The sequence below is a fragment of the Providencia alcalifaciens genome, from assembly GCF_020271745.1.
Classification (GTDB): domain Bacteria; phylum Pseudomonadota; class Gammaproteobacteria; order Enterobacterales; family Enterobacteriaceae; genus Providencia; species Providencia alcalifaciens_B.
Map to the genome: position 1 here is coordinate 2364240 of NZ_CP084296.1, position 13175 is coordinate 2377414.

Annotated in this window: 12 protein-coding genes; 1 reads left to right on the forward strand and 11 read right to left on the reverse strand. The window is 46.0% G+C overall.

Features of this window, described 5'->3' with window-relative positions:
* Positions 1-438: 438 nt before the first annotated feature.
* The 11 genes from hpaA to LDO51_RS10835 form a co-directional block, all read right to left on the reverse strand.
* Complete coding sequence (gene hpaA / locus LDO51_RS10785; protein ID WP_225574575.1) at positions 439-1317, reverse strand: 4-hydroxyphenylacetate catabolism regulatory protein HpaA; 879 nt, start codon at positions 1315-1317, stop codon at positions 439-441.
* Positions 1318-1614: 297 nt separating this feature from the next.
* Positions 1615-2985 (reverse strand): 4-hydroxyphenylacetate permease, encoded by a 1371-nt coding sequence (gene hpaX / locus LDO51_RS10790; protein ID WP_225574576.1) that lies wholly within the window; start codon positions 2983-2985, stop codon positions 1615-1617.
* A 154-nt stretch (positions 2986-3139) separates the two neighbouring features.
* The gene (hpaI, locus tag LDO51_RS10795; RefSeq protein WP_211886588.1) at positions 3140-3946 is read right to left on the reverse strand and encodes a 4-hydroxy-2-oxoheptanedioate aldolase; all 807 of its coding nucleotides are present in this window, start codon (positions 3944-3946) and stop codon (positions 3140-3142) included.
* 10 nt (positions 3947-3956) lie between these two features.
* Positions 3957-4760 (reverse strand): 2-oxo-hept-4-ene-1,7-dioate hydratase, encoded by an 804-nt coding sequence (hpaH, locus tag LDO51_RS10800; protein WP_225574577.1) that lies wholly within the window; start codon positions 4758-4760, stop codon positions 3957-3959.
* A 184-nt stretch (positions 4761-4944) separates the two neighbouring features.
* A complete protein-coding gene (locus tag LDO51_RS10805; RefSeq protein WP_225574578.1) occupies positions 4945-6408 on the reverse strand; it encodes an NAD-dependent succinate-semialdehyde dehydrogenase in 1464 nt (487 codons plus the stop codon).
* A complete protein-coding gene (locus tag LDO51_RS10810; protein ID WP_225574579.1) occupies positions 6405-7634 on the reverse strand; it encodes a Bcr/CflA family multidrug efflux MFS transporter in 1230 nt (409 codons plus the stop codon). Before LDO51_RS10810 ends, LDO51_RS10805 begins: the two co-directional genes overlap by 4 nt.
* Positions 7635-7675: 41 nt before the next feature.
* Complete coding sequence (locus LDO51_RS10815; protein ID WP_006657317.1) at positions 7676-8059, reverse strand: 5-carboxymethyl-2-hydroxymuconate Delta-isomerase; 384 nt, start codon at positions 8057-8059, stop codon at positions 7676-7678.
* A 9-nt stretch (positions 8060-8068) separates the two neighbouring features.
* Complete coding sequence (gene hpaD, locus LDO51_RS10820) at positions 8069-8950, reverse strand: 3,4-dihydroxyphenylacetate 2,3-dioxygenase (RefSeq protein ID WP_036962703.1); 882 nt, start codon at positions 8948-8950, stop codon at positions 8069-8071.
* Positions 8951-9176: 226 nt separating this feature from the next.
* Entirely contained in the window at positions 9177-10643 is a 1467-nt protein-coding gene (gene hpaE, locus LDO51_RS10825) for a 5-carboxymethyl-2-hydroxymuconate semialdehyde dehydrogenase (RefSeq protein ID WP_006657319.1), read from the reverse strand.
* Positions 10643-11410, reverse strand: coding sequence for a fumarylacetoacetate hydrolase family protein (locus tag LDO51_RS10830; protein WP_225574580.1), 768 nt, complete (start codon positions 11408-11410; stop codon positions 10643-10645). The genes hpaE and LDO51_RS10830 overlap by 1 nt, the downstream gene beginning before the upstream one ends.
* 2 nt (positions 11411-11412) lie before the next feature.
* On the reverse strand, positions 11413-12042 hold the full coding sequence (locus tag LDO51_RS10835; protein WP_225574581.1) for a fumarylacetoacetate hydrolase family protein: 630 nt from the start codon (positions 12040-12042) through the stop codon (positions 11413-11415).
* A gap of 431 nt (positions 12043-12473) precedes the next feature.
* Between LDO51_RS10835 and hpaR the strand changes: the two genes are divergently transcribed.
* Entirely contained in the window at positions 12474-12926 is a 453-nt protein-coding gene (gene hpaR, locus LDO51_RS10840) for a homoprotocatechuate degradation operon regulator HpaR (RefSeq protein ID WP_154604484.1), read from the forward strand.
* Positions 12927-13175: the final 249 nt, after the last annotated feature.

Genomic DNA, 13175 nt, shown 5'->3' on the forward strand with positions numbered 1-13175 from the left:
TAGAACAAAGAGGGCTTGCGGGTTGTCGGCGTACAAAGGTTGCAAGCTTGAATAATGTTAATTTTATGTTTGTTTTGTGTTTGCTAATTGAATCGTTTTCTATGGGGTTTTAAAAGAGATTTTCCAAAGAAACGCTGGTACTTTTCGTTGGTTGGGTGGTTTTATGAAAGAAATGTGATCTTATCGATATTTTAATATTAATGCTATTTTATTTTTTATTAATAAATTCTTATTTATCATTAAATTACTTTTTATTAAAAACTTAATGATTTTTATTTTTTATTGTTTTTTATGGTTATTTTTTGAGCTTCATATTCACTTTTTGTTTTCTTCTAATAGTACAAGTTGCAACGTTAAAAATAAAAATGCAAGACATCAAAAATGTTTGCATTATGTAAAATAATTTAAGGGGAATACTAAAATTTTAACATCCACGATTTATTGGATATTTTGCTCGCGCCATTGGCTTGGAGAAGTACCTTCAGAGCGATTAAAAAAGCGGGCAAAATAGGCCGGATCTTTAAATCCAAGTTGATAGGCAATTTCAGAAACGGGGCTATCGCAAAATAGCAGCATGCGTTTGGCTTCCCGCAAAATCCTATCGAAAATGAGCTTCTTCGGTGGGCGGTTGGCAAATCGTCGGCACATATCTTTTAAGCGAGATTCAGTGACTCCGAGTTTATCTGCATAGTCAGGGACAGAGAGATGCTCGCGATAATGCATATCGATAAGCTGGTTAAAACGTTGGAATAATCGATGTTCACCACGAACGCCGCTAACATGGTGCTCGTCAAGGGGAACAGAGCGCAGTAAAAAGGTAAATAAGGCTTGTGCGAGTGAAGATAATACTTGGTCTCGACCAATATAGTTATTAGCAGATTCCCGCGCCATTAAATCCCAATAATGATTAAACGTTTCAATGTCTTGGGGTTTATCCGCGACAGATAAACAAATCGCCGGAATATCGACTCTGTCCAGATTGGCAGAATAAAGTGATTCCAACAGGGGCGAAATTAAATCTTGCCGCACAGTTAATACATGACCGTCAGTATCTTCTTGGGTAAAAAACGCATGGGCGACAGAAGGGGGCGTTAAAATAAATAGTGGTGCCTGCACAGAATAACGAGACTCATCCAGCTGGAGAGTAATATGCCCAGTGACTAAATAGTGTAATTGGAAATAGCCATCGTGACGATGAGCGGGCATGTCGCGGCCGAAGAAAGCGGCGAGTTTGCCGAAAGTTTGGTAGTGGACGTCGTCATTGCCCAGGACTTCATCATAATCCTTCCCAATATCTATGTTTGTAATGCCCGTCATATTTCGACCCGTAGCGTTGTTGGCTTCATGAGTCAACCCTAGTCACATACTCAAGTATGCTCCCCGAGATTCCCTCACTTGCCGCCTAGCTACAACTCGAATTGTTCTTCATTCTTCAAGCCGCAGCGTTGTTGGCTTCACAAGATAACCCTAGTCACATACTCGTGTATGCTCCTAGGGATTAGCTTGCTTGCCGCCTAGCTGCAACTTGAATTATTTTGAACAATATTTAGGGGGATATTAAATAAATTCAAATTTTCCAATCTGTTGCAGCATTCATTTTTTTAACTCTACCGTTTACGGTGTGGCTCTTGGTCTTGAGTTTTTCATTGGGATGGCGATGACCAGAAGGGCACCGACGACCAGCAAACCGGCTACAAAATAGAGACCGGAGTTGAAGCTACCGGTTTGATCTTTTAGCCAACCGATTAACAGTGGGCTGACCGCGGAGCCTATATTACCTGTTGCGTTGATTACGGCAATACCGATTGCGCGAGCGCGTAAACTGATAGACTGATCTGGCGTGGTCCAGAAAACTGCCATCGCAGTAAACGAACCGGTGGACGCCATAATGATCCCCAATAATTGGAGTATCGGCTGATGAGTCATCGCTGCGATGATCCAACCTGCCGCCGCAAACAAATACGGCAACGCCGTGTGCATCTTACGCTCTTGCAAGCGATCCGAACGGCGACTCCAATAAATCATCCCTAAAATCGTACAGAACTGAGGGATTGCAGTTAATAGCCCAATCATGGCGTTACTGCTGCCCTGATTAAAACTCTGCATGATTTGTGGCGTCCAAATATTAATAGCACTCAACGTATTAGTCAGACAAAAATACGCCACGGTATACATTAAGATCACAGGAGTGAAAATCTCTTTCCACAGGCTGCTATTTTGCAGTGCTGCCTGGCTTTTAGAACCGTGTGGCTGCACTAATTCTAACTGGTCTTTATCCATCATCTCTTGCAGGGTGTCTTTATCTTCCTGAGTCAGCCACTTCGCTTTCTTCGGTGAATCATCTAGATAGAACCACACTAAAATACCCAGCAGAACGGATGGGAAACCTTCCAGTAAGAACAACCACTGCCAGCCTTTCAGATTTAAAACACCATCCAGCCCCAAAATATAACCCGAAGCTAGAGAGCCAAATGCCATAGTCACTGGCATGGCAATCATAAATAGCGCGTTAGCACGTGCGCGGAAATAAGCTGGGAACCAGTAAGTTAAGTAAACTAACATTCCTGGTAAAAAGCCCGCTTCAGCAACACCCACTAGCATTCGTAAAATATATAAGCTGGTTGGCCCAGTCGCGAACATAGTCGCGGTGGAGGCAATCCCCCATAGCACCATGATAGTGGCAATCCAGCGGCGTGCGCCGACAATGCCAAGCATGATATTACTTGGAATACCGAAAATAATGTAGGTGGCGTAAAACAGGGTGGCAGCCAGACCAAACATAGTGGAAGTCAGGCCGATGTCTTTCCCCATTGTCAGCCCCGCAAAGCCGATATTAATCCGGTCTAAGAACGAGAAAACAAACAGAACGAACAGAAATACGATCAGTCGTTTAAAAAGCTTATTAATTACCCGCTGTTGCGGTTCGGTAAGATTCTTATGTTGCTCCGCAGGGTTGTTACTAGCAACATTCTGTGAATGACTCATTATAATGCCCTCTAATTACAATTTATTATAGGTACAAGGGTCTACTAGGCAGTCATTTGGGCTGCCTTGTTGTGGTTGCGATTTTATTGCTTACTATCTAGGTCGCTCATGAGCGTAGGGTAAAATTGAACGACCTAGAGGAGTTCAGATTGCTTTAGTACACGCTAGATGTGCTGTTATCCATATCGGAAACCGTTTTACCGAATTTCGCGGCAAGGGCTTCAGCGGTGCGCGCTAATAATGTGGTATCCACACCCACGGCGACAAACAGCGCGCCAAGCTTAATATAGTGTTCCGCGATATCTGGCGCTGCCATCAAAATTCCCGGCGCTAGACCTGCCGCACGAATTTGCTTAATGGCATCTTCGATGACGGCTTTGACTTCAGGGTGATTTGGATTGCCAGAAAAGCCCATATCCGCACTCAGATCCGCAGGACCGATAAAGACACCATCAACGCCTTCAACTTTGAGGATCTCAGGGAGGTTTTTGATAGCTTCGCGGGTTTCCACTTGGACAATCACGCACATTTCATCGTTAGCGCGTTTTAAATAATCAGGAATACGATTCCAGCGAGAGGCGCGCGCTAAGGCGCTACCGACACCGCGAATTCCCGCTGGTGGATAACGGGTGGAGCGAACGGCTTGTTCTGCTTGCTCGGCATTTTGCACCATTGGCAGTAACAGCGTTTGTGCGCCGATATCCAGCAATTGCTTGATAATCACTGGCTCATTCCACGCCGGACGAACTACCGGTTGTGATGGATAAGGGGCGATGGCTTGTAATTGCGCTAAGGTGGTTTGCACATTGTTTGGTGCATGTTCACCATCAATGAGCAGCCAATCAAATCCAGCACCAGCAACCAGCTCAGCGCTGTATGGGCTGCACAATCCTAGCCATAAACCAATTTGTGGTTTGCCTGTTTTCAGGGCTTTTTTGAATTTATTTTCTAACAGATCCACCGTGAACTCCTTATGCAAAGCGGCAGCTAATTGAGCCCATCACGCCGTAGTCAACGTGGAAAACATCCCCTTTACGAGCAGGAACTGGGCGAGTGAATGAACCACCAAGGATAATTTGTCCCGGTTGTAGCTCCACATTGTGTGGGGCTAATTTATTGGCTAACCATGCCACGCCATTGGCAGGGTGATTCAGAACCGCTGCCGCAACGCCAGACTCTTCAATGACGCCGTTACGATAAAGCAGAGCGCTTATCCAACGCAGGTCTAAATCGCGCGGTTTAATCGGACGTCCACCTAAGATCACCGCGCCGTTTGCCGCGTTATCTGAAATGGTATCGAACACTTTACGTGGACGGTTAGTTTCAGGGTCGAGATTGTGGCAACGGGCATCGATCAGCTCTAAAGCGGGGATCACATAGTCTGTGGCGTTATACACATCAAATAAGGTGCAGTTAGGGCCGCGCAGCGGTTTTGCTAACACGAATGCCAGTTCAACTTCGATACGCGGAACGATAAAGCGATCCGTTGGAATATCACAGCCATCATCAAAGAACATATCATCGAGCAGTGCGCCATAGTCAGGCTCATCAATCTGGGAACTGGCTTGCATCGCTTTGGATGTCAGACCGATTTTATGCCCTTTTAATACGCGCCCTTCCGCCAGTTTTAAGCCAACCCACTCTTTTTGAATGGCATAGGCATCTTCAATGGTCATCTCGGGGTGATCCAAAGAGATTTGACGGATTTGCTGGCGGCTTTTTTCCGCTTGGTTTAGGCGCTGAGCGACTTGCGAAATTATGTCTTTGTGTAGCATCAATTTTTCCTTTTTTATCTAAGCTCGTTATACTTCGAGCTATAACTGCGTTAGCTTCATTCGCTAACCCTAGTCACATACTCCTGTATGCTCCAAGGGATTAGCCTCATTTGCTGCCTTGTTCTAACTCGAATTATTTAGAGCTAAGATTTTAAAAGCGAAGACCGTTAGCTAATGTTTTTTTCTAATTAGAAAGCCCACCAAAGCAGAGATATTTCACTTCCAGATAATCTTCGATTCCGTAACGGGAGCCTTCACGACCAAGTCCTGACTGCTTAATACCACCAAACGGAGCCACTTCATTTGAAATAATGCCTTCGTTGATACCCACCATGCCGCTTTCTAATACTTCAGCTACACGGTAGATACGCCCGATATCCCGTGAATAGAAATAAGACGCCAGACCAAACTCAGTATCGTTGGCAAGGTCGATAGCTTCTTGTTCATCACGGAATTTAAATAATGGTGCTAATGGACCAAATGTTTCTTCTTTCGCGACTTTCATGGATTCAGTCACATTGACTAATACCGTCGGTTCGAAGAACAGACCACCAAGGCTGGCAGATTTGCCACCCGCTACGATGCTGGCGCCTTGAGCAACAGCATCTGCGATATGCTCAGACACTTTATCCACAGCAGCTTGGTTGATGAGTGGGCCTTGCTCTGAATCGGCTTGGGTCGCTGGACCAATTTTTAACGCACTCACGGCTTTCGCGAGGCGAGCCGCGAACTCATCGTAAACGCCTTCTTGAACTAAAATACGGTTTGCACACACGCAAGTTTGTCCGCTATTACGGAATTTAGCGGCTAAAGCCCCTTGAACCGCGGCGTCTAAATCGGCATCGTCAAATACGATAAACGGTGCATTACCGCCTAATTCCAATGACATTTTTTTCACGGTATCTGCGCACTGTTCCATCAGTAATTTACCCACGCGGGTAGAACCGGTGAAGGTCAGTTTGCGAACAATCGGGCTAGATGTCATGACCGCGCCAATCGCTTTGGCATCGGTACCTGGAACGATGTTGAATACGCCAGCAGGAATACCAGCTTCTTCACCTAATGCCGCTAATGCCAGCGCAGATAATGGGGTTTCAGCCGCAGGTTTTAATACCATGGTGCAACCCGCCGCGAGGGCAGGACCGACTTTGCGGGTGATCATCGCATTCGGGAAGTTCCAAGGAGTAATAGCGGCTACCACACCCACAGGCTGCTTGATGGTCACTAAGCGGCGACCTGGCAGTGGGGAGGGGATAGTTTCGCCGTAAGTACGTTTACCTTCTTCGGCAAACCACTCGATAAAGCTGGCGCCATAGGCAATTTCGCCCATGGATTCATTGATGGATTTACCTTGCTCAGTACTCAGGATCTGCGCGAGTTCTTGTTGGTTTTCCATCATTAAACGGAACCATTTGTTCAGAATTTGGCTACGTTCTTTAGCGCTTTTGGCACGCCATGCTGGCAATGCTTTTTCTGCGGCTTCAATAGCTTGTTGAGTTTCCGTGGCACCCACATTACTGACGCGAGCAATCACTTCTCCATTTGCTGGGTTAGTCACATCAAACTGGCTACTGTCTTGGGCATTTACCCATTGACCATTAATGTAAGCCTGCTGGCGGAATAATTTAGAATTGGTGTTTAAGCTCATTTTTCGTTGTTCTCCGAAGACACTGAATGAACGTGCGCGTGGACATTTTTAGCGGACAAGCGTTGGCTTGAAAAACTCAGTCCGGCACAAATCGCCATTACGAGTGCCATAGCAAATGGGGATTCATCTTGTAGTATGGACACTGCAACACTGGCAAGGGCTGCCAAGGCAAACTGAATTGAGATGGCGAGCGCACTGGCGCTGCCTGCGATTTTCCCGCGGTGTTGCAGTAACAGTGACAAACTGTTGGTGCCGATAGCATTAACCATCGATAGGAACAGAACCACTAGGATAACAATAATTGGTAGGCTTTGTTGATAGAAAATTAACAACAGAACACCAAAAATCAATTGGATACCGCTTTGCATGCCTAAAATGCGTGGCAGGCTATACACCTTGAGTAACCGGACGTTCAGCAGCAACATGGCAATCATGCCTAAAATATTGCAGCCAAACAGCAGCCCATAATACTGTTCAGAAACACCAAAATAATTGATATACACAAACGGTGAACCACTGATAAAGGCGAACATACCGGCAAAAGAGAATGCCATGGTGCCAATGATACTCAGTGCTTCTCGGTCTGTGAGCACCAACCGATAATTATGAAAGGCGACACCGACTAAATTGCGGGATTCACGCTGATGAGGCAAGGTTTCAGGTAGCAGTAAGAAAATGGCTAAAACAGAGCACAGCCCCACTACCGCGAGCACATAGAAAATCACTTGCCATTCAAAATGAATTAATAAAAACCCGCCCACTAGTGGTGCTAATAATGGGGCTATCATGGTGACTAATGTCATCAGTGATAGCACTTTAGGCAGTTCACTAGAAGGGTACACATCACGGGCAATGGCGCGCGCCATCACTATCGCTGCACCACTTCCAAACGCTTGCAACGCTCTAAAGGTAATTAAGGCTTCCGAGCTGGTGGCTTGGGCGCATAACAGGCTGGCGAGGGTGAAAATGACCAGCCCACTGAGCAACATTTTACGGCGCCCCAGCAGATCGCTTAGGGGACCATAAAACAGCATGCCGACGCAGAAACCCGCAAAAAATGCCCCGAGGGTGTACTGCATCTGTCCTTGAGTGGCATTCAGTGCCTGTGCCATTTGTGGCAAGGCTGGTAAGTACATATCAATCGATAGGGGACCGAACGCCACCAGTGAGCCCAGTAACGGGATCAACCAGCGCGGTATCGGTCTATTAGTAAATGAAATTGGCATATTGCCCCCTATCGATATCCATCAATGACAACTTAAACTTTCTATGACTTAAACAAGGCATGCACATTGTTCTGCTTGTAGTTCAGAACAGGATCGAGCTCTTCCATGGTGAAAGAGAGCGCCAAGTAACGCTTTGCCATTAAATCGGCAAAATGCACTTTGATCAGATCAAACAGCATTTCCCCCGTTTTTTGGCGATCTTCAAGGGAGCGACCCGCACCAATTTTTAAGGTCATATGCACAAACGCGTAATCGTGTTTGCCATCCGCCATTTGCCAAGTATCCAGCCAGATTGCGCGGCTACGAATACCCCCTAATGGGAAAATTCCTGTGCCAGCCAGCGCGCTGTTTACTTTAGCGAACAGCTCCGGTAGGGCGGCTTCTTCACGAATGTTATCTGTGCATTCAGCATAAAAATGAGGCATATCCGTTCCTTATGCGTTGGCCGCTTGTTTGTCAGTAATAAACTTTGGCAGTGGGAAAATCGCGTTGATTTGCCCAGTACCGGAACTGGCGAACAGGTCAGTTAATACTTCCACTTTCTCGTCATATTTATCCCAACCGAGTAGACCCAGTAACATCACGGTGTCATGCATGTGACCTTCGCCATAGCAGTAATCCGCGTATTCTGGCAGCATTTTGCAGAACTCAGCGAAACGACCTTCACGCCACAGTTTGACGACGCGTTTGTCCATTTGCTCATCGAATTCGCGGGTGTAGCTGTTCATACCGTCTTCTGCACGATGGTCATCGATAAAGCGATGAGATAAGGAGCCGCTTGCTAATACCGCCACGGTACCGTCATATTTTTCAATCGCAGTCAGTACGGCTTCGCCTAATTTGCGGCTAGTTTCAAAGCTGTGTGAGGTACAGAATGCTGAAATGGAGATCACTTTAAAGTGGCGATCGCTATTCATATAACGCATTGGAACCAGCGTTGCGTACTCCAAAGTTAGGCTTGGAATTTCATGGGCTTGAGCACGAACGCCGAGCTTGCGAGCTTCTTCTCCGATCATCTGGCCCAATACAGAGTTGCCGTCATACTCATATTCCATATCGCGGATGAAGTGTGGCAATTCATTACTGGTATAGATGCCTTTAAAGTGATCGGCACAATTAATGTGATACGCACTGTTAACTAACCAATGGGTATCAAAAACAATAATGGTGTCGACGCCGAGTTCACGGCAGCGACGACTGATTTCTTTGTGTCCATCAATGGCGGCTTGGCGACAACCGTGGTTTTTGCCCGGCAGTTCAGATAGGTACATTGATGGGACGTGTGTTATTTTTGCCGTTAGTGCCAACTTACCCATTTCCTTCCCCTTATTCGTCATACTTCACGTTGTAGCTGTGTTGGCTTTACTCTGTCACTCGGGTCACATACTTATGTATGCTCCCCGAGATGTCATCGTTTGCCGCCTTGCTACACCGCGAATTATTTAGAATAAGTAGCTGAATTAATTATCATTGATTCAAAATTACTTAAAATAAAAAATGGTGTAGCTTGCTACGGAGTAACTTTGCTTTTTACTATGTAACTTACACACCCCAGCGTGGGATGTTGTGGTCGCCGTAGGAGATACAAACGTTCTTCATTTCGGCGAAGACTTCGAAGCTATACTCGCCGCCTTCACGGCCCACGCCAGAGGCTTTTACGCCGCCGAATGGTTGACGTAAATCACGCACGTTTTGGGTGTTAACGAATACCATTCCTGCTTCGATATTACGGGAGAGACGTAGGATTTTGCTGACATCTTGCGTCCAAATATAGGAAGCCAGACCGTACTCCACATCGTTCGCCATACGCAGACCATCTTCTTCGGTCTTGAATGGAATTAAACAAGCGACGGGTCCGAAGATCTCTTCTTGAGCCACACGCATGCGGTTGTCCACATCCGCCAGAACTGTTGGACGTAGGAAATGGCCATTTTTCAGGTGAGCCGGCAGATCCGTTGGTTTGTCTGGACCGCCCGCTAACAGGGTTGCGCCTTCTTCCATACCAATGCGGATATAACCAGACACTTTATTCCAGTGTTGCTGGCTGATCAGAGCGCCCACTTGGGTTTTCGGATCCGTTGGGTCGCCGACGATCAGGCGATTTGCACGCTCAGCAAAGCGTTTTACAAATTCAGGGTAAATGCTTTCTTGGATGAAAATACGTGAACCCGCAGTACAACGCTCGCCATTGATAGAGAAAATGGTGAACAGCGCGGCATCCATTGCACGTTCAATGTCGGCATCTTCAAAAATCAGAACCGGAGATTTACCGCCTAATTCCATGGAATATTTTTTCAGACCCGCGTTTTGCATAATGGCGCGACCCGTTGCGGTGCCCCCTGTGAAGGAGACAGCGCGAACGTCATGGTGTTTTACCAGAGCGTCACCCGCGGTTGCACCATAACCTTGCACCACGTTCAGTACGCCCGCAGGAATTCCTGCTTCAAGGGCTAATTCACCTAAACGGTTTGCAGATAGCGGAGACAGTTCAGACATTTTCAGAACCGCGGTGTTACCCAGAGCTAAACACGGTGCTGTTTTCCATGTTGCGGTCATAAATGGCACGTTCCATGGCGAGATTAATCCGCACACACCCACTGGCTGGATCAGGGTGTAGTTCATCATTTTGTCGTCAACCGGATAGGTGCGACCGTTCATTTGCTGGCAAATTTCAGCAAAGAATTCAAAGTTGTGTGACGCGCGAGGGATCAGCACGTTTTTAGTTTGGTGGATAGGTAAACCGGTATCATTGGTTTCCATTTCAGCAATTTGAGGTACGTTTTCGTCGATCAGCTCACCTAAGCGGCGCATCAAGCGGGCGCGCTCTTTCATTGGGGTATTCGCCCACTTAGGGAAGGCTTCTTTTGCAGCCGCAACCGCTTGGTTGATCTCGTCTTGACCGCCTGATGCCACTTCCGCTAATACTTCACCCGTTGCTGGGTTAGTGGTTTCGAAATACTCTTTGCTTTCAACGTTTTTGCCGTTGATCCAATGGTTAATCTTAGTCATCACACTCGCTCCTCATACTCTTTTTCGCTGATAATGGTATTGATCAGCCTGCCCACACCTTCAACTTCAACGATCACTTCATCACCCGGAACCACATCAGACAGCCCTTTTGGCGTACCTGTTGCGATCATGTCCCCCGGTTGCAGTGTCATAAAGTCACTCAGGTAGGCAATTAAAAATGGGATATTAAAAATCAGATCCGCGGTGGTGCCTTTTTGACGCAATTCACCATTAACGTAGGTGTACAGTGCGAGGTTGTGTGGATCTTTAATATCTGCCTTGTCTACCATCCACGGGCCGATTGGCGTCAGCGTATCGCGGCTTTTTACGCGTAGGTTTGGACGGTAGTAATTCTCTAAATAGTCACGGATAGCATAGTCATTACACACGGTATAGCCGGCGACGTAATCCATGGCATCTTCTTGGGAAACTTTGTGAGCGGCTTTACCAATAATCACCACCAGCTCAGACTCATAGTGCATGTATTCAACATTGTCTGGGCGGACAGACACTTGGCGGTGGCCTGTTAAGCTGTTTTCTGCTTTGATAAAAATCAGTGGCTCTTCAGGTGGCTTAAATTCTAATTCAGTGGCGTGGTCGGCATAGTTCAGACCCAACGCGAATAAGGTACCTTGTGCAGGTGGTAGCCACTCAACATCTGCGCTATCACCAGAAATCACGTTGCCGTTTGGCAGCTTGATGGCTTCGTTGTCACCGACAGTGACGGAATATTCAGTGCCTTGATAACGAATTTTTGCGTGTTTCATGATTATTGTCCTCCTGCCGCAACAACGCTGTTCTTGAGGCTTGGGAAGCCAGTTGCTTGGATCTCAACCTGATCACCGGGTTTGATGGTGACGCGCTGATGAGGGGTGCCCAGTAAAATCACATCCCCTTGCTTTAGGGTTGCAAAGTCGCTCAGTGCAGCCACTAATTCGCTTGCGCTACGAACGAGATCCTTGGTTGACCATCTGTTAGCTTCTTGACCGTTAATCAGTGTCACGATCTCAACAGGTGAAGATAACGATGTTTTGACTAACTCGCCGATTGGGCAAAAAGTATCACGGCATTTTGCTTTAATCGCAGGGCGGTAGAAGGTGTCTTCTGGCAGGCTAACTTCATTCGCCAGTGCAAAGCCAGCAATGAATTCCAATGCATTTTGAGCGGTCACTTTGCGTGCATCTTTACCAATCACTAGCGCCAGTGTTGCGCCGCTTTGTACTTCTTCGCCAGCAGGATGCAGGATGTTATCCCCGGAATTAATGCGTGTATTACGCGGCTTAATAAACCACACAGGTGTTTTCGGTGGGGTTTTATAAGGGGCTTGCTGGAACGCCTCGAGCCAATGATCAAGCTGGCTTTGATGGTTGAGGGCAACGGCAAAAACAGTGCCTTTCATTGACAACTCCTTATTAAAAAAATCTATTCTGATTGATTATTAATATATTAATAAAGTATTATTTTGTAATAAGCAATAGCTTTATAGAAATGTTAATTTTAATTGTGATCTTATTAACATAATAACGAAGTGAATGTGTAACTTGCTGTATGTAATGGGTTTATTAAATTTTTAATTTTTAAAATTTCACAATATATTAACTTTAAATTTTTGATAAAATTTATTTACTCATTAATATTTTGGTGTTTTTCTTTGAGATTGTTAGTGCTGCATGCTACTCTTGCAGTTAAGATAATTGAGTGTGTTGCTGTTACCCCTATGATTTATTGCTAATCTTAAGTAGCGTTAAAAATGGTAACCAGCACGGAGGCTGACTAACCCCCTGCCGTGGGTGTTTAATAACTTTAAATAGCGTGGTGAGTTTTAAGCTTATGCATGAATCGTTGACAATTGCATTATTACAGGCGCGAGAGACCGCAATGGGCTTCTTTCGACCAATATTAAAGTCCTATAATTTGACCGAACAGCAATGGCGTATCATTCGCGTGCTAGCGGATAATCGCTCTATTGATTTTCATGAATTATCAGTACAAACCTGTATTTTGCGTCCAAGCTTAACGGGGATTTTGACTCGTATGGAACGCGAAGGGCTAATTTTCCGTTTAAAGCCATTGAATGACCAACGTAAACTGTATGTCTCACTGACCCCAACAGGGCAAGAGTTGTATGACAAGGCGCGTCAGGAAGTTGAAGAGGGTTATCAAAAGATTGAGCAGGCATTCTCCCAAGAGAAAATGCAGCAGCTGACGGCGTTATTGGAAGAGTTGATTGCGCTGGAAAGCCCAGATTACAGTAGTATTATGGATAGAAGCAAGATCGCATAAATACTCGTCATACTTTGAACCGCAGCGTTGTTGGTTGCGCTCAGCTACTCGGGTCATATACTTATATATGCTTCCCGAGATAGCTTCTCTTACCGCCTAAATACTCGTCATACTTTGAACCGCAGCGTTGTTGGCTGCGCTCAGCTACTCAGGTCACATACTTGTGTATGCTCCCCGAGATAGCTTCTCTTACCGCCTAGCTGCAATTCAAATTATTTAGAGTATTGCTTGTGGCATGCTTTGAACCGC